Annotated in this window: 20 protein-coding genes; 5 read left to right on the top strand and 15 right to left on the bottom strand. The window is 60.5% G+C overall.

What is annotated here, in order from left to right:
• Nucleotides 1-39: 39 nt before the first annotated feature.
• The 6 genes from GTP23_RS16355 to GTP23_RS16330 all read right to left on the bottom strand — a co-directional run bounded on the left by GTP23_RS16355 (nucleotide 40) and on the right by GTP23_RS16330 (nucleotide 7,440).
• Nucleotides 40-978 carry a Tim44 domain-containing protein gene (locus GTP23_RS16355; RefSeq protein WP_161036088.1) on the bottom strand — a complete coding sequence of 313 codons (939 nt, stop codon included), beginning with the start codon at nucleotides 976-978 and terminating at the stop codon, nucleotides 40-42.
• Between the two features lie 13 nt (nucleotides 979-991).
• Nucleotides 992-1,726, bottom strand: a complete 735-nt coding sequence (gene ubiE / locus GTP23_RS16350) for a bifunctional demethylmenaquinone methyltransferase/2-methoxy-6-polyprenyl-1,4-benzoquinol methylase UbiE (RefSeq protein WP_155436314.1) — start codon at nucleotides 1,724-1,726, stop codon at nucleotides 992-994.
• A gap of 114 nt (nucleotides 1,727-1,840) precedes the next feature.
• On the bottom strand, nucleotides 1,841-2,266 hold the full coding sequence (locus tag GTP23_RS16345) for a gamma-butyrobetaine hydroxylase family protein (RefSeq protein WP_155436315.1): 426 nt from the start codon (nucleotides 2,264-2,266) through the stop codon (nucleotides 1,841-1,843).
• The gene (locus GTP23_RS16340) at nucleotides 2,263-2,700 is read right to left on the bottom strand and encodes an HIT family protein (RefSeq protein WP_161036087.1); all 438 of its coding nucleotides are present in this window, start codon (nucleotides 2,698-2,700) and stop codon (nucleotides 2,263-2,265) included. The genes GTP23_RS16345 and GTP23_RS16340 overlap by 4 nt, the downstream gene beginning before the upstream one ends.
• Nucleotides 2,700-6,716, bottom strand: a complete 4,017-nt coding sequence (locus tag GTP23_RS16335) for a DUF3683 domain-containing protein (protein ID WP_161036086.1) — start codon at nucleotides 6,714-6,716, stop codon at nucleotides 2,700-2,702. The genes GTP23_RS16340 and GTP23_RS16335 overlap by 1 nt, the downstream gene beginning before the upstream one ends.
• Nucleotides 6,717-6,948: 232 nt before the next feature.
• Nucleotides 6,949-7,440, bottom strand: a complete 492-nt coding sequence (locus tag GTP23_RS16330; RefSeq protein ID WP_161036085.1) for a YqaA family protein — start codon at nucleotides 7,438-7,440, stop codon at nucleotides 6,949-6,951.
• A 190-nt stretch (nucleotides 7,441-7,630) separates the two neighbouring features.
• Here GTP23_RS16330 and ilvA point away from each other — a divergent pair, with 190 nt between their 5' ends.
• The 5 genes from ilvA (at nucleotide 7,631) to rapZ (ending at nucleotide 12,650) form a co-directional block, all read left to right on the top strand.
• On the top strand, nucleotides 7,631-9,166 hold the full coding sequence (gene ilvA, locus GTP23_RS16325) for a threonine ammonia-lyase, biosynthetic (RefSeq protein WP_161036084.1): 1,536 nt from the start codon (nucleotides 7,631-7,633) through the stop codon (nucleotides 9,164-9,166).
• 62 nt (nucleotides 9,167-9,228) lie between these two features.
• On the top strand, nucleotides 9,229-10,062 hold the full coding sequence (gene queF, locus GTP23_RS16320; protein WP_161036083.1) for an NADPH-dependent 7-cyano-7-deazaguanine reductase QueF: 834 nt from the start codon (nucleotides 9,229-9,231) through the stop codon (nucleotides 10,060-10,062).
• 198 nt (nucleotides 10,063-10,260) lie between these two features.
• Complete coding sequence (locus GTP23_RS16315) at nucleotides 10,261-10,743, top strand: PTS sugar transporter subunit IIA (RefSeq protein WP_155436321.1); 483 nt, start codon at nucleotides 10,261-10,263, stop codon at nucleotides 10,741-10,743.
• A 78-nt stretch (nucleotides 10,744-10,821) separates the two neighbouring features.
• On the top strand, nucleotides 10,822-11,757 hold the full coding sequence (gene hprK, locus GTP23_RS16310) for an HPr(Ser) kinase/phosphatase (protein ID WP_155436322.1): 936 nt from the start codon (nucleotides 10,822-10,824) through the stop codon (nucleotides 11,755-11,757).
• A 29-nt stretch (nucleotides 11,758-11,786) separates the two neighbouring features.
• Complete coding sequence (rapZ, locus tag GTP23_RS16305; protein ID WP_161036082.1) at nucleotides 11,787-12,650, top strand: RNase adapter RapZ; 864 nt, start codon at nucleotides 11,787-11,789, stop codon at nucleotides 12,648-12,650.
• A gap of 10 nt (nucleotides 12,651-12,660) precedes the next feature.
• Here the strand turns inward: rapZ and GTP23_RS16300 are convergent, their stop codons facing one another.
• From GTP23_RS16300 to GTP23_RS16260, 9 genes are all read right to left on the bottom strand, one after another.
• The gene (locus GTP23_RS16300) at nucleotides 12,661-13,029 is read right to left on the bottom strand and encodes a CCDC90 family protein (RefSeq protein ID WP_161036081.1); all 369 of its coding nucleotides are present in this window, start codon (nucleotides 13,027-13,029) and stop codon (nucleotides 12,661-12,663) included.
• Between the two features lie 76 nt (nucleotides 13,030-13,105).
• Nucleotides 13,106-14,191, bottom strand: coding sequence for an enoyl-CoA hydratase/isomerase family protein (locus GTP23_RS16295; protein WP_161036080.1), 1,086 nt, complete (start codon nucleotides 14,189-14,191; stop codon nucleotides 13,106-13,108).
• A 117-nt stretch (nucleotides 14,192-14,308) separates the two neighbouring features.
• Entirely contained in the window at nucleotides 14,309-14,665 is a 357-nt protein-coding gene (gene hpf / locus GTP23_RS16290; RefSeq protein WP_155436325.1) for a ribosome hibernation-promoting factor, HPF/YfiA family, read from the bottom strand.
• A 74-nt stretch (nucleotides 14,666-14,739) separates the two neighbouring features.
• A complete protein-coding gene (locus GTP23_RS16285) occupies nucleotides 14,740-16,218 on the bottom strand; it encodes an RNA polymerase factor sigma-54 (RefSeq protein ID WP_161036079.1) in 1,479 nt (492 codons plus the stop codon).
• Nucleotides 16,219-16,232: 14 nt separating this feature from the next.
• Nucleotides 16,233-16,985 carry an LPS export ABC transporter ATP-binding protein gene (lptB, locus tag GTP23_RS16280; RefSeq protein WP_155436327.1) on the bottom strand — a complete coding sequence of 251 codons (753 nt, stop codon included), beginning with the start codon at nucleotides 16,983-16,985 and terminating at the stop codon, nucleotides 16,233-16,235.
• Nucleotides 16,986-16,987: 2 nt separating this feature from the next.
• Nucleotides 16,988-17,581, bottom strand: a complete 594-nt coding sequence (gene lptA, locus GTP23_RS16275) for a lipopolysaccharide transport periplasmic protein LptA (protein ID WP_155436419.1) — start codon at nucleotides 17,579-17,581, stop codon at nucleotides 16,988-16,990.
• Between the two features lie 34 nt (nucleotides 17,582-17,615).
• Nucleotides 17,616-18,209 carry an LPS export ABC transporter periplasmic protein LptC gene (gene lptC, locus GTP23_RS16270; RefSeq protein ID WP_161036078.1) on the bottom strand — a complete coding sequence of 198 codons (594 nt, stop codon included), beginning with the start codon at nucleotides 18,207-18,209 and terminating at the stop codon, nucleotides 17,616-17,618.
• A 12-nt stretch (nucleotides 18,210-18,221) separates the two neighbouring features.
• Complete coding sequence (locus GTP23_RS16265; RefSeq protein WP_161036077.1) at nucleotides 18,222-18,749, bottom strand: KdsC family phosphatase; 528 nt, start codon at nucleotides 18,747-18,749, stop codon at nucleotides 18,222-18,224.
• Nucleotides 18,749-19,747: a KpsF/GutQ family sugar-phosphate isomerase gene (locus tag GTP23_RS16260; RefSeq protein ID WP_161036076.1), complete on the bottom strand. Its 999-nt coding sequence runs from the start codon at nucleotides 19,745-19,747 to the stop codon at nucleotides 18,749-18,751. Before GTP23_RS16260 ends, GTP23_RS16265 begins: the two co-directional genes overlap by 1 nt.
• Nucleotides 19,748-19,876 lie beyond the last annotated feature (129 nt).

Raw genomic sequence — 19,876 nt, 5'->3', positions numbered from 1 at the left:
GCGGTCTTGATCTTACCAGTTTGCCGCTGAGTACGGCGATTATGCGTGCTGCTGCAGCTGCTGGATACCGGCCAGCAGCCAGCCACCGTTGCCCGATACCGGTTTGACCAGATTCCACACTTCGTTGAACGGCTCGGCCAGCGCATCCGGCGCCGGTTTGATCATGCCGGTGAACTTGACGCTGGACAGGTACTCGTCGTTGCTGGTTTCGATACCCAGCAGCTCCGCTTCGATGCTGACCACATCGGTGTAATCCTTCTGCGCGCCGCGCTCGGTGATCTGCAGCTTCAGCTCGGCAAACACTTCTGGCGTGGTGAATTCGCGGATATCGGCCACATCGCCCTTGTCCCATGCCGCTTGCAGGCGGATGAAATTACCTTTGGCCACGCGCAGGAAGGTCGCAGCGTCGAAGTCCGCTGGCACGCCCCATGGGGTGTGCGCTACCGGCGCGGCCACTGGTGCAGGCGCATCAGCCAGACGCGAACCGATTTCCGGCGTGCCGCCAGCCGATGCCGGCTGGGCATAACCGTTGCTGCTGCCGTAACCATTGTTGCCGCTATAACCGGCCGGTGCCATGGCCGGTGCCGATTTACGGCTGAACAGGCGGAACAGCAATACTACGACGCCAGCCAGCAGGGCCAGCATGATGATGCTGCCGAGGATGCCGCTCATGGCGCTACCGAAGCCGAAATGCGAGAACAGCGCGCCGATACCGAGGCCCAGCAGCGCACCGCCGAGGATGCCTTTCCATGGGCTGGCCGGTTTAGGCGGCATGGCCGGTGCAGGTGCTGGCGCAGGCGCCGGAGCGGCCTGACGTGGCGCTTGCTGAGGTGCAGCGGCTGGTGGCATGCGGCTGACGTTCTGCGACTGACGACCGATGGAGCGGCCACCGCCCATAGGACGCGCCGTGGCCTCGGCCAGCAGCGACATGGCAGAAACGGCCAGTACGGCGCCGATCAGGAGTTGCTTCAGTTTCATGGACTTCCTCAAGTTACAGTTTGATACCAGTGTGCAAAGCGGCCACACCTGCCGTCAGGTTGTAATACTGGACCCGCTCCAGCCCTGCTTCTTCCATCATGGATTTCAGGGTTTCCTGATCCGGGTGCATGCGGATCGATTCCGCCAGATAGCGGTAGCTCTCGGCATCACCGGCGATCTTCTGGCCCATCCACGGCAGCACCTTGAACGAATAGATATCGTACGGTTTCTGCAGCGGCTCGGCCACTTTCGAGAATTCCAGCACCAGCAGCTTGCCACCCGGCTTCAGCACGCGGCGCATTTCCTTCAGCGCCACATCCTTGTGCGTCATATTACGCAGGCCGAAGGCCACGCTGACGCGGTCGAAATAATTGTCCGGGAATGGCAGTTTTTCTGCATCACACAGCAAAGTGGGGGTCAGCAGGCCGCGATTCAAGAGGCGATCACGCCCCACGCGCAGCATGGATTCGTTAATGTCGGTCAGCCAGACTTCGCCGCTCGGGCCCGCCTGTTTGGCGAACACTTTGGCCAGATCGCCCGTGCCGCCAGCGATATCGAGGCATTTGAAGCCGGGACGCACGCCTGCGTGGGCTATCGTGAACGTCTTCCACAGACGATGCAGGCCAGCCGACATGACGTCGTTCATGATGTCGTATTTGGCGGCGACAGAATGGAAAACCTTGGCAACTTCGCGGACTTTTTCGTCTTCTGCGACAGTTTTGTAACCGAAGTGAGTGGTATTGGTCATGGTAGGCAGGCCTGTTAGTTTGGCGGCATTATACAAGACGGAACCCGGCGCTAGCCCCTGGGCGGCAGCACTAGCGTGCGCCTCACTGCCGCCGTGGCGGGGCCGGATGGGTGCCTAGTGCTTGTGCCCGCAGCCGTGCGAGGCTTTGGCGCCCGTGCCGGGCAGTACGGTACCCGTTTCGCGGCCGCTATCGCCGGCAAAACCGGCTGCGTGCAGACGGCCCATGTAGTCGGCCCACAGGCTATCCTGCTCTTGACCTAGGCGATACAGGTAGTCCCACGTGTACAGGCCGGTATTGTGGCCATCGCTGAACGTGGGCTGGATCGCGTAATTGCCCACCGGTTCGATACCGGCGATGCCCACTTCACGCTTGCCTACCTGCAGAGTCTCCTGCCCCGGACCGTGGCCTTTGACCTCGGCCGAGGGCGAATACACGCGCAGCAGTTCGAAAGGAATGGAAAAATTCGCCCCGTCGTCGAATTCGACTTCGAGACGGCGCGACTGGTTGTGGACCGTCAGGCCCGTTGGCTGTTTGCTCATGCTATCCCCTGCAGACGTTCTATCATGGCCTCGTGCAGCGCTGGCAGCAGCGCGCGGCGGGCCGCCAGCACGGCCGGATCGGCAGCACGCTGTACCGGCGCCCAGGTCGGCTGAGGGAAATGGGCATCGTCGGTATAGCGCGGGATCACGTGCCAGTGCACATGGGGCGTCATGTTACCAAAGCTGGCCAGATTGATCTTGTGCGGCGCCATCACGGCGCGCTGGGCGTCTTCCACCGCCCAGACTACGGCCATCACATGCTGCCGCTGGGCCGCCGTCAGGTCCGTCATTTCGCGCACATGTTCGCGCCACACCACGCGGGTGTAACCCGGATATTCCGGCTCGTCGACATTGATCACCACCAGCAGCTCGTCGCCCCAGATGATCACGCCTTCGGCCGGCGCTTCCAGCAGATTACATAGATCGCAGGCCATTACACCAGCACCCGCTCGATGCCGCCCGCATTGGCGCGCTGCACGTATTCCGGCAGCCAGTTCTCGCCCAGCAGGTGCTTGGCGATTTCCACCACGATGTAGTCGGCCGTGGTGCCCGCATCTTCGCTGTAGCGCGACACGCCGCCCAGACAGGCCGGGCAGCTGGTCAGGATTTTCACGTCGCCATCGAAACCGTCGGCGCGCAACTTGTTGGCGCCGCTCACCACTTCCTGCTCCTTGCGGAAGCGTACCTGCGTGGAGATGTCGGGACGGGCAATCATCAGCGTACCGGAATCGCCGCAGCAGCGGTCGTTCTTCTCGATCTTCACATTGTCATGCGTCTGGATCAGCGCGTTCACCGTCTTGGTGGCTTCCTGCATCTTCATCGGCGTGTGGCAAGGCTCGTGGTACATATAGCGCGTACCCGTCACGCCTTCCAGCTTGACCTGCTTTTCCATCAGATATTCGTGGATATCCATGATGCGGCAGCCGGGGAAGATCTTGTCGAACTCGTAGGTAGCCAGCTGGTCGTAGCAGGTACCGCACGAGACCAGCACAGTCTTGATGTCCAGATAGTTGAGCGTATTCGCCATGCGGTGGAACAGCACGCGGTTATCCGTCATCATCTTCTCGGCCTTGTCGTACTCGCCTGCGCCCCGTTGCGGATAGCCGCAGCACAGGTAGCCCGGTGGCAGCACGGTCTGCACGCCTACTTCCCACAGCATGGCCTGGGTGGCCAGACCTACTTGCGAGAACAGCCGCTCGGAACCGCAGCCGGGGAAGTAGAACACGGCTTCCGTGTCCGCATTGGTTTTCTGCGGGTTACGGATAATCGGGATGACCTTGTCGTCTTCGATATCGAGCAGCGCACGCGCGGTCTTCTTCGGCAGGCCGCCCGGCATTTTCTTGTTGATGAAGTGGATCACCTGCTCGCGCACTTTCGGCTTGCCCACGGTTGGTGGCGGTGCCTTGGTCTGGGTGCGGGCGAACTTCTTGAGCAGATCATTACCGAGGCGCTGGGCCTTGTAGCCTATGCCCACCATGGCCGCACGGGTGGCGTTGATGGTGGCCGGATCGGTGGCATTGAGGAAGAACATCGCCGCCGATTTACCGGGATTGAAACTCTTCTTGTCCATCTTGCGCAGCAGATTGCGCATATTCATGGATACATCGCCGAAGTCGATATTCACCGGGCATGGGGTGACGCACTTGTGGCAGACGGTGCAGTGATCTGCCACGTCTTCGAATTCTTCCCAGTGCTTGATGGAGATGCCGCGACGGGTCTGCTCTTCGTACAGGAAAGCTTCGATCAGCGACGAGGTCGCGAGAATCTTGTCGCGTGGCGAGTACAGCAGATTGGCGCGCGGTACGTGGGTCGAGCACACAGGTTTGCACTTGCCGCAGCGCAGGCAGTCCTTGACGCTGTTGGCGATGTTGCCGATATCGCTTTGCTGCATGATCAGCGATTCGTGACCCATCAGACCGAACGATGGCGTGTAGGCGTTGCGCAGGTCCGCTTCCATGCCGCTCAGATTGAGCAGCTTGCCCTTGTTGAAGCGGCCTTCCGGATCGACCTTCTGCTTGTAGTCGCGGAACGGACCGATTTCTTCTTCGGTCAGGAACTCCAGCTTGGTGATGCCGATGCCGTGCTCGCCCGAGATCACGCCGTTGAGCGAGCGGGCCAGCGTCATGATGCGTGCCACGGCCTGATGCGCCAGTTGCAGCATTTCATAGTGGTCCGAGTTGACCGGCAAGTTGGTGTGCACATTGCCGTCACCGGCGTGCATGTGCAGCGCCACGAACACGCGGCCACGCAGCACGCGCTTGTGGACGGCGCTGGCTTCGTCGAGAATCAGCTTGTAGGCGGCGCCGTTGAAGATCTGGCGCAGGCTGGCGCGGATTTCCTGTTTCCACGAAATGCGCACGGTGCGGTCCTGCACCACATCGAACAGGCGCGCCTGCGGCTGCGCCGCCAGACGTTCGAGCAGCGTCGGCACCAGACGTTCGAGACCCAGCGCTTCCAGTTGCGGCACGGCCGTTTCCAGCGGCTGATCGAGTTCGGCCAGCAGATAGGCCCAGCGTGCCTGCACCTGCGCCAGCAGCGCGGTAGCTTGCTGCACGCGGTCGCCCAGCATTTCTTCGTCGCCCACGCCGTCGTCGGCGTCGTCGCTCTTGCCGATAGGCAGATTACCGGCAGCGAAGAACTGCTGCAGTTCTTCGGCCAGTTGCAGCTTGTTGCGGATCGACAGTTCGATGTTGATGCGTTCGATACCGTCGGTGTACTCACCCATGCGGTTGAGCGGAATCACCACGTCTTCGTTAATCTTGAACGCGTTGGTGTGCTTGGCAATGGCCGCCGTGCGGGCACGATCAAGCCAGAATTTCTTGCGTGCTTCCGGGCTGACAGCCACAAAGCCTTCACCCACGCGGGTATTGGCCAGACGGATCACTTCCGACGCGGCCAGTGCAACGGCGTTTTCGTCGTCACCGACGATGTCGCCGAACAGCGCCATTTTCGGCAGCACGCCGCGCTTGGATTTGGTGGCATAGCCAACCGCGCGCAGATAGCGTTCGTCCAGGTGTTCCAGACCGGCCAGACGCAGGGTAGCGAACTGCTCGCCCTTGGCTGGCAGGCTGTCCAGATAATCCTTGATTTCCACGATCGATGGAATCGCATCGCGCGCCTGACCGAAGAATTCGAGGCAGACCGTGCGCGTATGCTTGGGCATCTTGTGCAGTATCCAGCGTGCCGAGGTAATCAGACCATCGCAGCCTTCTTTCTGGATGCCGGGCAGACCGGCGAGGAATTTGTCGGTAACGTCCTTGCCCAGACCTTCCTTGCGGAATTTGCGGCCTTCGATTTCCAGTACTTCCGTCTTGAACGGTTCGCCTTTGGCTTCGCCGCGGGTGCTCGGATGAGTCCACTCCAGTTTAAAGCGGGCCAGCGGCGTATCGTGGATCTTGGACAGATTGTGATCGAGGCGCGTGACTTCCAGCCAGTCGCCATTCGGATCGACCATGCGCCACGAGGCCAGATTGTCGAGCGCCGTGCCCCACAGCACGGCCTTCTTACCGCCCGCATTCATGGCGATATTGCCGCCTATGCAGGAGGCGTGCGCCGAAGTCGGATCGACGGCGAACACGAAACCGGCCTTCTCGGCCGCTTCCGATACCTTGTTGGTGATCACGCCGGCGCCCGTGTAGATGGTGGCGTACTCGCGGCTCAGGCCGGGCAGCACCTTCATTTCCACGGCGCCCATGTTGAGCAGCTTTTCCGTGTTGATCACGGCCGACATCGGCGTGAGCGGAATCGCGCCGCCCGTGTAACCGGTGCCGCCGCCGCGCGGGATGATGGTCAGTCCCAGTTCGATACAGCCTTTGACCAGACCGGCCATTTCTTCTTCGCTGTCCGGGGTCAGCACCACGAACGGGTATTCCACGCGCCAGTCGGTGGCATCGGTCACGTGGGAAATCCGCTTCATGCCGTCGAAGCAGATGTTGTGCTTGTCCGTGTAGCGGCCCAGCACTTTGTAGGTGCGCTTGCGCAGATCGTAGGTCTGCTTGAATTCTTCGCCGAAATCGGCCACGGCCTTGCCTGCAGCACGCAGCAGCTGGGCCACGTTCTCGCTGCGCTGACGCGATTCGGCATCGTCGGCCACACCATTTTCATCGACGCTGTGACGGCGCTTGTCCACTTCGGCCAGACGGTGGTGCAGTGCTTCTATCAATTCCTGACGGCGCTTGGGGTTGTCCAGCAAGTCGTCCTGCAGATAGGGATTGCGCCGTACGGCCCAGATATCGCCCAGCACTTCGTACAGCATACGGGCCGAACGGCCCGTCTGACGGGCACCGCGCAAAGCATCCAGCAAGCTCCACGACTCCTCGCCCAGCAGCCGGATCACGATCTCGCGATCGGAAAACGACGTGTAGTTATAAGGAATCTCGCGCAGGCGCGTGGCCTCCGGACCGTGAGGCGTTTCCGCCAGCAAAGCTTGAATTTGTGCAGGGGCGTTCATATTGCGATTCGACTGGAGACGACTAGTGACATTAGCCGGGAGGGTCATTCTAGCGTATTGCGGCGCACCACGCCGGAACAGCCTTCAATGCGCTAGGGCTAATCGGCGCGCCATTAATCCGCAAATAATTTGAAAATCGCAGGTTTCGTTGGCAATAAATGCCGAAACTTGGCGGAAAACTGAATTTAATTCATAAACTCAGCTTGTTGACAATATGTTTAATTGCACCAAATTAGCCCAGCAGATGGGCGATGCCATGCCAGAACCCGTCCGGCACATACAACAATAGCGTGGTCATGGTCAGGTAGCGCAGCAGTTTGCCTAGCGCCATATAGGCAATGCTGGGCCAGAACGGCAGGTGCAGCCAGCCACCCAGCGTGCACAGGGGGTCGCCTATGCCGGGCAGCCAGGACAGCAGCATGGTCTTGGCGCCATAGCGCTCCAGCCAGTGGAACCAGCGGCTCTGGCGCTCGCGCGCGAACGATTGCTTGGCCTGATAGCCCATCCAGTAATCGATCGCGCCGCCCAGCGTATTGCCCACCGTGGCCACGGCGATGGCAGGCCAGAACAGCTGGGGATTGGCTTTGATCACGGCAAACACGGCCGGTTCGGAGCCTAGCGGCACCAGCGTGGCCGAGATCAGGCTCACCAGAAACACGGAAGTCAGCCCTACCTGCGGCGCGGCCAGCACACTGAGCAGCCATGCAATTGCGGATTCGATCATCGCTTTCTTCTGATGTAGGGGGGTGTCCATTATAATAAATTGCATCCGCATGAATGCACCGTCCGGCTTGCGCCCACCCGCGCTCCGCCAGCGCCCTGCTCCACCCCGGTCACCCGCCGGTTAGTTAGCATAGCTTGAAGTACCGTACGCACCAGAATATTCTGGCCCGGAATCATTATGTTTGCAGACCATGACCATCGATTATCTGAAGAAAATCCTGACCGCCCGCGTCTACGACGTCGCCACTGAAACCCCGCTCGAGCACGCACCTGCCCTGTCGCAGCGCTGCGGCAACCGAATTTACTACAAGCGCGAGGACATGCAGAGCGTGTTCAGCTTCAAGATTCGTGGCGCCTACAACAAAATGGCTCACCTGAGCGACGCCCAGCGCAAGCGCGGCGTGATCTGCGCTTCGGCCGGCAACCATGCACAAGGCGTGGCCCTGTCCGCCGCCAAGCTGGGCTGCCGCGCCCTGATCGTCATGCCCACCACCACGCCTCAGGTCAAGATCGATGCCGTCAAGTCGCGCGGCGGCCCGTCCGTAGAAGTGGTGCTGCATGGCGAATCCTACACGGACGCCTACAACCACGCTTTACTGCTGGAACAGGAACAGAAACTGACCTTCGTCCATCCGTTCGACGATCCGGACGTGATCGCCGGTCAGGGCACTATCGGTATGGAAATCCTGCGCCAGCATTCCGGCCCTATCCATGCGATTTTCGTTGCCATCGGTGGTGGCGGCCTGATCTCGGGCGTGGCTGCCTATGTCAAGGCGATCCGTCCCGACATCAAGATCATCGGCGTACAGACGCTCGATTCCGACGCCATGGCGCGCAGCATCAAGGCTGGCGAGCGCGTCACCCTGTCCGACGTGGGCCTGTTCTCGGACGGCACGGCCGTGCGTCTGGTGGGCGAGGAAACCTTCCGTCTGACCCAGCAGTATGTGGACGACATCATCCTGGTCGATACGGACGCCATCTGCGCCGCCATCAAGGATGTGTTCACCGATACCCGCAGCATCCTCGAGCCGGCCGGTGCGCTGGCCGTAGCTGGCGCCAAGGCCTATATCGAGCGCGCTGCGCTGAGCAAGGAACCGGTCGAGAACCAGACCCTGATCACCATCGCCTGCGGCGCCAACATGAATTTCGACCGCCTGCGTTTTGTGGCCGAACGTGCCGAACTGGGCGAATCGCGCGAAGCCGTGTTTGCCGTCACCCTGCCCGAGCAGCGCGGTAGCTTCAAGCGCTTCTGCGCCTTGGTAGGCCCGCGCAATGTGACCGAGTTCAACTACCGTATCAGCGACAAGGACGAAGCCCACGTGTTCGTCGGCGTACAGATTGCCGACCGCAGCGAATCGGGCAAGCTGGCGCGCAACTTCGAGGAACAGGATTTCCGCACGCTGGACCTGACCCACGACGAACTGGCCAAAGCCCACATCCGCCATCTGGTCGGTGGCAAGAGCGCGCTGGCGCAGGACGAACTGCTGTACCGTTTCGAGTTCCCCGAGCGTCCGGGCGCGCTGATGCGCTTCCTCAATTCGATGGCGCCGAACTGGAATATCTCGCTGTGTCATTACCGCAGCCAGGGTGGCGACGTGGGCCGGATTCTGATCGGCCTGCAGGTGCCGCCCGAGGAAATGGATCAGTTTGCCCAGTTCCTCACCACGCTGGGCTACCGCTACTGGGATGAGAGCGCCAACCCCGTGTACAAACTCTTCCTCGGCTAAGCGCCGGGCGGGACGGCACAGTTTGCGCTACTATGCCGTCCTTCACCAACACGAGCACCGTCATGACCAACACCGCCGACCTGTCCCCGCTGGGAAAAAACTCTGCCTACCGCACCGATTACGCACCGGAATTGCTGTTCCCGATTCCACGGCAGGGCAAGCGCGATGAACTGGGCCTGACGGGCACCCTGCCGTTTTTCGGCGTGGATATCTGGAACGCCTACGAAATTTCGTGGCTCAACCAGCGCGGCAAACCGCAGGTGGCCATCGCCCGCATTACCGTGCCGGCCGATTCGCCCAACATCGTCGAATCCAAGTCCTTCAAGCTCTACCTGAACTCCTTTAACCAGACCCGCCTCGATAGCGTGGTGGCGCTGAAGACCTTGCTGCAGCAGGATCTGTCCCAAGCGGTAGGCGCCAACGTGCACATCTCGCTGACCCAGCCGGAAGAGTTCGGCATGATCACCATGGGCGAACTCGATGGCCTGCTGCTCGACCGTCTGGACATCGAAGTAGATCACTACAGCCCCGATCCATCGCTGCTGAAGGCGGCGCTGGACGAAGAACCGGTGGAAGAAAAACTGGTATCGCACCTGCTGAAATCCAACTGTCTGGTCACGGGCCAGCCGGACTGGGCCAGCGTGCAGATCCACTATGCGGGCCCGCAGATCGATCAGGAAAGCCTGCTGCGCTACCTGATAGGCTTCCGCGAACACAACGAGTTCCACGAGCAGTGTGTGGAGCGCATCTTCATCGACATCCTGCGCCAGTGCCACCCGCAACAGCTGGCCGTGTACGCACGCTACACGCGCCGTGGCGGACTCGATATCAATCCGTGGCGTAGCAACTTCAGCAGCGCCCAGAAGCCGGCCAATCTGCGCGGCGCACGCCAGTAATGCCAGTAAGTACAGGCCGTAGCATGTATGCCGAAGGCACGATACATTTCTGATCGGCACAGTTAATTCAGGCGTATCATAAGCACATAGGCAGCATAGTGCCGGACCCCGCCTCGGGGTTTTCCGGTGCCGGACAGAAAAAAGCCTATAATGCGCTCGCAGGCCGCATTTGTGCGCCGCAACATTCTATGTCGCAATATGAATAACCTAAGCAAAATACTCTCACTGGAAAACGTGCAGCTCGATCTGGAAGTGTCGAGCAAGAAGCGCGCTTTCGAGCAAGCCGGCCTGATCTTCGAAAACAATTGCGGCATCGCCCGCTCCACCGTCTCGGACAATCTGTTCGCGCGCGAACGTCTCGGTTCCACGGGGCTGGGGCATGGCGTGGCGGTTCCTCACGGCCGCGTGAAAGGCATGAAGAGCCTGAAGTCGCCGCTGGCGGCGTTTGTGCGTCTGGCCGAGCCGATTCCGTTCGAGTCGCCCGATGGCAAGCCGGTCAATCTGTTGTTTTTCCTGCTGATCCCTGACCACGTCACCCAGCAGCATCTGGAGATCCTGTCCGAGATCGCCGAAATGTTCTCCGACGACGCATTCCGCGTGGCCCTGAGCACGGACCCGGATCCGGCCTCGGTGTACCAGCGCATCATCAGCTGGGTGCCTACCCTGCAGGCAGCCGGTTAAGTCATCAGACGATATCGTCAGGGGCGCCTGACTATGGGTTACACTACCAGCTAGTTCAACCCATCACGAAGACGCCCCATGCTGCAAACTCCGCTGACGATACAAAGACTGTACGACGACAATCGCGAAAGTTTGCAGCTAGGCTGGTTTGCCGGCTTCCCCGGCGGCGAACGGCTGATCTCCGGCGACGTCGCTTCGGCCGCCGACCAGGTGGGCCACCTGAACACCATCCACCCGGGCCGTATCCAGGTTTTCGGCCATCAGGAAATCAATTACTACCAGCGCCTCAAATCGCTCACGCGCGCCCACGTGATCGGCGAGCTGATTGCAGGCGGACCACCGGCGCTGATCATTGCGCAAGGGCTGGAAACCCCGCCCGACATCCTCGCCATCTGCGACGAAAAAAATATCCCGCTGTTCTCGACGCCGCTGCCGGCGGCACAGGTGATCGACTTCCTGCGCGTCTACCTGTCGAAGAAGCTGGCCCAGCGCATCATCATGCACGGCGTGTTCATGGACGTGCTCGGTGTGGGCGTGCTGATCACGGGCGATTCCGGTCTCGGCAAAAGCGAGCTGGGGCTGGAGCTGATTTCGCGTTCGCACGGGCTGGTGGCCGACGATGCCGTCGAGTTCTCGCGCATCGCCCCGAATATGATCGAAGGGCGCTGCCCGCCGCTGCTGCAGAACCTGCTCGAAGTGCGCGGGCTGGGGCTGCTGGACATTAAAGCCATCTTTGGCGAAACGGCCGTGCGGCGCAAGATGCGCCTGAAACTGATCGTGCATCTGGTACGCCGTGGCGCGGCCGATGAAGAAGTGGAGCGCCTGCCATTCCAGTTCCCTACCGAGGACGTGCTGGGCCTGCCAGTGCGCAAGGTCGTGATCCCGGTGGCGGCCGGCCGCAATATTGCGGTGCTGCTGGAAGCCGCCGTGCGCAACACCATCTTGCAGCTGCGCGGCATCGACACGCTGCAGGAATTCATGGAACGCCAGCGTCAGGCCATGAGCGGAGACTAAACCGTCTGGCTGCGGTATCATCCTGTCCTATGCGCATCGTACTCTTAACCGGCATTTCCGGCTCCGGCAAATCTGTCGCCCTCAACGTGCTTGAGGATACTGGCTTCTATTGCGTCGACAACCTGCCGCCAGCCTTGCTGGCCAGCCTGGTCGATACTCTGGTACAGGAAGGCATGGAAGCACTGGCCGTCGCTGTCGATGCACGCAGCTCTGCCTCGCTGGCCAGCCTGCCGGAGGACGTCAAGCGGCTGCGTGAGCAAGGACATGATGTCAAAGTGATGTTCCTGACTGCGAACACCCATTCGCTGGTAGCGCGCTTCTCGGAAACGCGGCGCAGCCATCCCTTATCGCATGAACTGCGTCCGGGCCAGAATCCCGCTTCGCGCCGCACCCTGATCGAATGCATACAGGAAGAGCGCGAGCGGCTGGCTCCGATCGAAAAGCTGGGCCATGTGGTCGACACTTCGGAACTGAGTGCCAATAAGCTGCGCGCATGGGTCAAGGATCTGGTCGCTATCGAACGTGCGCCGCTCATCCTGTTCTTCGAATCGTTCGCCTTCAAGCTGGGCGTGCCGCTCGATGCGGATTTCGTGTTCGACGTGCGGGCGCTGCCGAATCCCTATTACGACCTGACGCTGCGCCCCCTGAACGGACGCGACCAGCCTGTAATCGATTTTCTGAACGCCCAGCCCAGCGCGCTGGAACTGTTCAAGGATATCCGCGACTTCATCGAGAAATGGCTGCCCTCGTTCAAGACGGACAACCGTAGCTATCTGACGGTAGCAGTAGGCTGCACGGGCGGCCAGCACCGCTCCGTCTACATGGCCGAACAACTGGCGGCCTATTTCCAGGCCAGCGAAAAAGTCGTCCTGCGCCACCGCGAACAAGCCTGACGTTTCTGCCCTAGTGTAGCAACTTCAGCAGCAGGCCCGAGATCAGAGCCGTTTGCAATATGCCCAGCGACACCGCGACGGTAACCACCCAGCGGATCAACTCGCTTCTAAGCTCGGCCAGCCGAGCGTCCACCTTCGCATCCAGCTTCTCGACTTTTGCATCGAGCTTTTCCAGTGCGATCCTGACCAGACTAAATTCCGCGGAAGATTCCTGCCTGGGCAGATAAAGTTCTGCCATATTTTCGCTCTCGGCTGTAAGCGTCTGAGTCAGCACATCAGATAGCACCGCCACGTGCGCTCGCGCCTGTGCAGCCGGCACGCCAGCGCCTTCCAGTCGCTCAACCACTTTCAGCGTATCAAAGGGACTCGAAGCCATCATTAGCTCCAGATAGGGACATCGTTGAACGATGCCCTCGCGCCAGACGTCAGGTATTGCGTCCCATCATAGCATCCGCTTACGCAAGCTGGCGCAGGGGATGGGCGTAGGCCGGCCAGACGGGTGCAAACATCTGCAGCACCTGTTCCTCGCTCACTTCGGCCAGCGTGGCGGGACGCCATTGCGGCGCGTTGTCCTTGTCGATTACGAGAGCACGCACGCCTTCGATCACTTCGCCATGTTCGAAATTACGCCGCACCAGCGCGCGTTCCATGCGCAGGCAATCGGCCACATCTAATGCAGCGCCGCGCTTGATCAGTTCGTGCGTCACGCACATCATCAGCGGCGAACGCGTCGCCATGACCTGCAAGGTCTTCTGGGCAAAGGCGCTGTCGTCCTGCTGCAGCGAGGCCGTGATGGCAGCCACCGAGCCGGCGGCGAAATGGCGGTCGATGGCAGCACGCTGCTGCGCCAGCTGGCTCTCGCCGGCGCTGCGCCGGAACGGCGCGGTAAAGTCTGCAATGGCAGCACGCAGCTGCAGGCCCGCCGTGGTCTCCAGCAGCGCCAGCAAGGCTGGCAGTTCGGCACTCGGCACGAAGTAGTCGGCCAGCCCTGCATACAGCGCATCAGCCGCGTTGATGGTCACGCCCGTGACGCCGAGGTAGTTACCCAGCTGGCCCGGCGCGTGCGACAGGAAATAGCTGCCGCCCACATCGGGGAACAGACCGATATTCACTTCCGGCATGGCCATCTTGGTACGCTCGGTCACGATGCGGATGCGGCACTCGGGCCCGCCCTGCGCCACGCCCATGCCGCCGCCCATCACCACGCCATCCATCAGCGCGATATAGGGCTTGGGGTAGAAATGGATTAAATGATTTAGCGCATATTCTTCCGTGAAGAAGTCTTCCAGCAGTGCGCTGCCAGCCTGCGGCGTATCACGCCCCACATCGTAGAAGAAGCGGATGTCACCGCCCGCGCACAGGGCTTTTTCACTGCTGCTGCGGATCACCACGGCATCCACCTCGGCGCTGTCGCGCCATGCCAGCAGCGCTGCCGTGATGTCGCGCACCATCTCCAGCGAAAGGGAATTGAGGGCCTTGGGGCGGTCCAGCAAAATCAGGCCGGTACCGTTGCTGACGCTGGTGTGAACATGTGCGCTCATGGAGTCTCGCGGTAAGTGAAAACGCTATTCTACTGCGCCGCCGAGGCGAAAAGACTACCCTCCAGACGCAAAAAAGGGCGCTGATGGCGCCCTTGATCGGATCTTGCAGTGACCGGCTTATAGCGCGGCGGCAGACTCGTAACTATCTGGCAGATGCTTGATCGCATCGTGGCCGTGGTTCTGCACTTTGTCCTTGTATTTCATCACCTGCCGATCAAGCTTGTCGATCAGGGTGTCGATGGCGGCGTACAGATCTTGCGACAGGCTTTCCACATACACGGTTTTGCCCGACATGCGCAGATTGATCTCGGCCTTCTGGCGCTTCTCTTTCTCTTTAAGGTTATCTACAGTCAGGATGACAGCAATATCAATCACTTGATCAAAGTGGCGGGTGACGCGCTCCAGCTTGTTCTGCACATATTCACGGATCGCTGCAGTCACTTCCAGATGATGTCCACTGATGGTGAGATTCATACACACTCCTAAAGATGATGTTACTGGCGGTTAGTGCGCTGCCCATTGCTGCCGGGCGCACAGGAACCAGATAACTACAAAGACTTGCGGAGACTGACTGGCGGGATTTTCAAAGCTTCCCGGTATTTGGCAACAGTTCGTCGCGCAATGACCATGCCCTGTTCGCCTAGCATGTCCGCAATCTTACTGTCAGATAAAGGGTTTTTCGGGTCTTCTGCTCCTGTCAATTGCACGATGAGTGCGCGTATCGCCGTCGAACTTGCTTCCCCTCCCGCTTCGGTGGCGACATGGCTACCAAAAAAATATTTCAGCTCAAACATGCCGTGCGGGGTCAGCATATATTTTTGAGTTGTTACGCGAGAAATAGTGCTCTCGTGTAGACCTAGTGTATCAGCTATTTCGCGCAGCACAAGGGGTCTCATGGCGACCGCGCCATGCGAGAAAAAGTTCTTTTGTCGTTCTACTATCGCTTGTGCAACGCGCAAAATTGTCTCGAAACGCTGCCGCATATTCTTGATCAGCCACTTGGCTTCCTGCAGCTGCGCGCCCATGGCGCTCTCGCCCTTGCCCTGCTTGAGCAGATTGGCGTACATGGCATTGACGCGCAATCGCGGCATCACATCGTTATTCAGGCTGACTTGCCAGCCGTTGCGCGATTTTTTCACGATCACATCGGGCACCACATAGTCCGAGGTGTCGGCCGCAAACGCTGCACCCGGGTGCGGATTGCACTGGCGGATCACGGTTTGTGCTTCGCGCAAATCCTCCTCGTCGCACAGCAGGGCTTTCTTTAATTTGTTGAAATCACGCTGGGCAAACCAGTTCAAATGATTTTCAACAATTGCCAATGCCATGCGGCGTGTAACCAACGGAATCGCCGGTAAACGCTTGATTTGCAGCGCCAGACACTCGGAGGCCGTACGCGCACCCACGCCGATAGGGTCGAAACTTTGCAGCAAAGTTAAGGCCGTCTGCAATTCATCGAGTTCGACTTCGAGTTCTTCGGGGATGCGCGCATGGATTTCTTCCAGCGCCTCTTCCAGATAGCCATTCTCGTCCAGCGCATCGATGATCAGTTCGACCAGTGCACGGTCGCGCTGCTCGAGCACCAGCACGCGCATCTGCTCGAGCAGATGGTCGCGCAGCGTGCAGTGGCTGGCTTCCAGCTGGGGCCGCGCGTCTTCATCGTCAGGCGCCTTGCTGCGGCCGGCATCGCTCCAGTCCACATCGGCCTCGCTGCTGGTGCTTTCCGTATCGGCGGCGGGGCCGTCATAGCTATCCGCTTCGGCCGGTGCCGCTTCGCTCTGGCCGGGCGGAACATCGGCGCCCGCTTCATTCGAGCTGGCCGGCTGGCTGATGGCGCCATCGGACAGCAAACGCAGCGAACGGTCGAGCGGATCGTCCAGCCGTTCCAGCAGCGGATTATCAGTGAGTAGCTGTTCCAGTTCCTGATGCAATTCCAGCGTGGACAACTGCAGCAGCCGGATCGACTGCTGTAGCTGGGGTGTCAGCGCCAGATGTTGCGAAGTGCGCAGTTGCAAAGACTGTTTCATGAGGCTTATGAGGCTTACATTCGGAAGTGTTCACCCAGATACACGCGGCGTACCGACTCATTTGCAATGATGTCGTCCGGACGGCCAGACGCCAGTACCGTGCCCTGGTTGATGATATATGCGCGGTCGCAGATGCCCAGCGTTTCGCGCACATTGTGATCGGTAATGAGGACGCCGATGCCACGTTCCTTGAGGAAGCGCACAATGCGCTGAATCTCGATGACGGCTATCGGGTCGACCCCGGCGAATGGTTCGTCCAGCAGCACGAAGCGGGGATTGGTCGCCAGTGCCCGCGCGATTTCCACCCGGCGCCGTTCGCCGCCCGAGAGCGACAGGGCGGGGTTTTCGCGCAGCTTTTCGATTTGCAAATCGGCCAGCAGGGTATTGAGCCGTTCATCGATGGCAGCCTTGGATAAAGACTTGCCGTCTACTTTCTGAATTTCCAGCACGGCGCGGATGTTCTCCTCCACCGTGAGTTTGCGGAATACGGAGGCTTCCTGCGGCAGGTAGGACAGGCCTAGCGCTGCGCGCCGGTGGATGGGCAGGCTGGAGATATCGGTGCCGCTGATATCGATGGTGCCCGCATCCGAAGGCACCAGTCCCACGATCATGTAGAACGAGGTGGTCTTGCCGGCGCCGTTAGGCCCCAGCAGCCCCACCACTTCGCCGCAGGCCACCTGCAGCGACACGTCGTGGACCACCTGGCGCTTGCCATAAGTCTTTTGCAAACCCTTGACGATCAGGGTGCTACCGCAGGAAGTCGTCATGCTTATTTTCCCGGTACAGGTGGAACGGAGGCGGCCGGTGCCGCTGCCGTGGTGGCAGCCGGTCCGCGCTGCACCGGCTGGATCACCATGGTGCCGCGACCAGCACCGGGCTTGCTCTCGCCCGTCACGCTGTTTTTCACGGCAAACTGTTCTTTGCGGCTGTCGTAGGAAATGAATTCGCCATCGACTTCATCGCTGAGGCGGCCCGCTTCCAGACGGCGGATTTTGGCTTTCGAGAACAGTTTCACCAGATCGGTTTTCTCGCTGTATTCGATACGTTCGGCTTCCCCTTCCACCCACTGGTCACCGGCACCGTCGCGCTTCTGGCGGAAGGTGGCAGGCGTGCCCGGAGTGCTGGTCAGCACCACCAGATTGTAGCCTTCGGGGTCAGTGCTGACGACCGCCTTGGGCGACTTCATCAGCAGCGTGCCGCGCGTCAGCACAACATTGCCCAGCAGGGTTTTGATCTGCTTCACGTCATCGATCTGCAGGTCGTCGTAATCGATCTTGGTCGGCTTGGAGGCATCGGCTTTCTCCGCCTGCGCCACACCCAGCCCGAGGCAGCACAAGGCCACTGCCAGCATCAGTTTCTTCATCATTCCTATCCTTTCGTTAGCACACAGGGAAGACCTAGTGCGCTGCACGTGGCGGCAACAGCAGTTGCCCACGACCACCCAGCTGCACTTCGCGGGTGGCATTATTGGCTTTCATGCCCAAGCCGGTTGCACTGGACTGTCCCAGTTGCAACGCCACGGCAGCGGCAGTTTCCATTCTTTCTTCGTCCGGATACACGGTCAACGTCGGTGTCGTCAGGTGCAGCACAGGAGCCTGTGCGGTAGCGGGACGCAGTACGTCCACCTTACCGGAAAGCTGGACGCGCGTATTGCCCTGATCGATCAATGCGCTCTGCGCACGCATCTGCATGGGCGGCTGCTCGCCGGACAGGCTGTGCACATACGGCTTTTCGATATCCGAGGCATCATCCACGGGGCGGTGGGTCAGCTTGTCGCCGGAGATGATGTAGGCCGGCTTGCCGGCCTGACTCATACGCACCAGACTGAACCGGTCGATGATGTAATCAGGCTCGTTGCGGTAAGGGTCGCCCTGCTCTTCCTGGCCCGCCTGATTCACCACCTGCACCAGCCAGAAGCTGCCGACGGCCACAAACACGCCGACCAGCATGATCAGCGTCAGTTGCCAGCGGTGAGCGGTCCGTTTATGCATGCTTATGCTCCATTACACCTGAAACTGCGCCATCACGCGCTCGTAACTGCCCTGGGCCTGCATCAGCAGCTCGCATATTTCGCGCACGGCACCGCGGCCGCCATAGGCCGTCGTCACATGGTGCGCGCGGCTCAGTACTTCGGCGCGGCCATTCGGCACGGCCACGGCCAGCCCCACGCGGCTCAGTATCGGCAGATCCACCACATCGTCGCCGATGAAGCCTACCTGCTCGGCCGTCAGCCCCGTCTTTTCCAGCAGCGCATGGAAAGGCGTGAGCTTGTCATGGCCGCCCTGATGCAGGTGGCCAATGCCCAGATCGGCCGCGCGGCGTATCACCTGCGGCGACGTACGCGCGCTGATGATGGCCGTCTGCACGCCGGCTTCCTGCAGCAGCTTGATGCCCAGCCCATCCTGCACATTGAAGGTTTTCAGGGCTTCGCCATCGGCGCCGTAATGCAGGCTGCCATCGGTCAGCACGCCATCAACATCGAAGATCATCAGTTTGATGCGGGCGGCCCGTTCCAGTACGCTAGCATTCATCAGATCACCTTGGCGCGGGTCAGGTCGTGGATATGCAGGGCGCCCACTAGCTTGCCGTCGGCGTCCGTCACCAGCATCTGGTTGATGCGGAATTCTTCCATCACGGCCACGGCATCGACGGCCATTTTTTCCGGCGCAATGGTGCGCGGGTTGGCGTGCATCACGTCACCGATCACCACTTTGCTGAAGTCCTGCACTTTTTCTATCATGCGGCGCAGGTCGCCGTCGGTGAATACGCCGACCGGACGGTTGTCGCCATCGACGATGGCCGTCATGCCCATGCCCTTCTGGGTAATTTCCAGCAGCGCATCGGTCAGTTTCACATGGGCCTGCACTTTCGGCACGGCGTCGCCACTGCGCATCACGTCGCGCACATGGGTCAGCAGGCGGCGGCCCAGCGCGCCACCGGGGTGGGAGCGGGCAAAGTCTTCTTCCTTGAAGCCGCGCAGATCCAGCAGGGCCACGGCAATCGCGTCGCCCAGCGCCAGCGTGACGGTAGTGGAGGTGGTCGGCGCCAGATTCATCGGGCAGGCTTCCTTGGCCACGGCCACGTTCAGGTGCACGTCGGCGATCTCGGCCAGACTGGAGCCCGGTTTGCCCGTCATGGCGATAATCTTGGTACCCATGCGCTTGACGACGGGCAGGATGGTCATCAGTTCCGAGCTTTCGCCGGAATAGGAAATGGCGATCAGCACGTCGCCGGCCGTCACCATGCCGAGGTCGCCGTGCGCAGCTTCGGCCGGATGCACGAACAGCGCCGGCGTGCCGGTGGAGGCCAGCGTGGCGGCGATCTTGCGGCCGATGTGGCCGGATTTGCCTATCCCCGAGACCACCACCCGCCCTTTGCAATTCAACAACAGGGCGATGGCCTGCACGACGCTATCGTCGGCAGCCAGACGGTCATTCAAAGCAGCGATGGCATCGGCCTCGTTCTGCAGGGTGGCTTGGGCAAGGCGCAGTGCATGCGCGGCCTGATTTGCGTCAAAAGCTTTCAGCATTGTTTTTTCATGGGTTACACTCACACCCAAGTATAGCCGAATTAGGAAAGCAAAAAACTTGCCAGATTAAACATAAGGTGAAAACATTGAGCGTTGCAAGCCAGCCTGGCCGGTATCACATCGAGTAGA

Origin of the sequence: Duganella fentianensis (assembly GCF_009857835.1) — a bacterium.
Classification (GTDB): Bacteria; Pseudomonadota; Gammaproteobacteria; order Burkholderiales; family Burkholderiaceae_D; genus Rugamonas; species Rugamonas fentianensis.
Note: the sequence above shows the minus strand (reverse complement) of the source record. Positions and strands in the feature narration are given on the sequence as shown.

What these genes read in the sequence shown, in the direction of transcription:
- GTP23_RS16355 (WP_161036088.1), bottom strand. Translation starts at nt 978, where the DNA reads ATGAAACTGAAGCAACTCCTGATCGGCGCCGTACTGGCCGTTTCTGCC.
- ubiE (WP_155436314.1), bottom strand. Translation starts at nt 1,726, where the DNA reads ATGACCAATACCACTCACTTCGGTTACAAAACTGTCGCAGAAGACGAA.
- GTP23_RS16345 (WP_155436315.1), bottom strand. Translation starts at nt 2,266, where the DNA reads ATGAGCAAACAGCCAACGGGCCTGACGGTCCACAACCAGTCGCGCCGT.
- GTP23_RS16340 (WP_161036087.1), bottom strand. Translation starts at nt 2,700, where the DNA reads ATGGCCTGCGATCTATGTAATCTGCTGGAAGCGCCGGCCGAAGGCGTG.
- GTP23_RS16335 (WP_161036086.1), bottom strand. Translation starts at nt 6,716, where the DNA reads ATGAACGCCCCTGCACAAATTCAAGCTTTGCTGGCGGAAACGCCTCAC.
- GTP23_RS16330 (WP_161036085.1), bottom strand. Translation starts at nt 7,440, where the DNA reads ATGATCGAATCCGCAATTGCATGGCTGCTCAGTGTGCTGGCCGCGCCG.
- ilvA (WP_161036084.1), top strand. Translation starts at nt 7,631, where the DNA reads ATGACCATCGATTATCTGAAGAAAATCCTGACCGCCCGCGTCTACGAC.
- queF (WP_161036083.1), top strand. Translation starts at nt 9,229, where the DNA reads ATGACCAACACCGCCGACCTGTCCCCGCTGGGAAAAAACTCTGCCTAC.
- GTP23_RS16315 (WP_155436321.1), top strand. Translation starts at nt 10,261, where the DNA reads ATGAATAACCTAAGCAAAATACTCTCACTGGAAAACGTGCAGCTCGAT.
- hprK (WP_155436322.1), top strand. Translation starts at nt 10,822, where the DNA reads ATGCTGCAAACTCCGCTGACGATACAAAGACTGTACGACGACAATCGC.
- rapZ (WP_161036082.1), top strand. Translation starts at nt 11,787, where the DNA reads ATGCGCATCGTACTCTTAACCGGCATTTCCGGCTCCGGCAAATCTGTC.
- GTP23_RS16300 (WP_161036081.1), bottom strand. Translation starts at nt 13,029, where the DNA reads ATGATGGCTTCGAGTCCCTTTGATACGCTGAAAGTGGTTGAGCGACTG.
- GTP23_RS16295 (WP_161036080.1), bottom strand. Translation starts at nt 14,191, where the DNA reads ATGAGCGCACATGTTCACACCAGCGTCAGCAACGGTACCGGCCTGATT.
- hpf (WP_155436325.1), bottom strand. Translation starts at nt 14,665, where the DNA reads ATGAATCTCACCATCAGTGGACATCATCTGGAAGTGACTGCAGCGATC.
- GTP23_RS16285 (WP_161036079.1), bottom strand. Translation starts at nt 16,218, where the DNA reads ATGAAACAGTCTTTGCAACTGCGCACTTCGCAACATCTGGCGCTGACA.
- lptB (WP_155436327.1), bottom strand. Translation starts at nt 16,985, where the DNA reads ATGACGACTTCCTGCGGTAGCACCCTGATCGTCAAGGGTTTGCAAAAG.
- lptA (WP_155436419.1), bottom strand. Translation starts at nt 17,581, where the DNA reads ATGAAGAAACTGATGCTGGCAGTGGCCTTGTGCTGCCTCGGGCTGGGT.
- lptC (WP_161036078.1), bottom strand. Translation starts at nt 18,209, where the DNA reads ATGCATAAACGGACCGCTCACCGCTGGCAACTGACGCTGATCATGCTG.
- GTP23_RS16265 (WP_161036077.1), bottom strand. Translation starts at nt 18,749, where the DNA reads ATGAATGCTAGCGTACTGGAACGGGCCGCCCGCATCAAACTGATGATC.
- GTP23_RS16260 (WP_161036076.1), bottom strand. Translation starts at nt 19,747, where the DNA reads ATGCTGAAAGCTTTTGACGCAAATCAGGCCGCGCATGCACTGCGCCTT.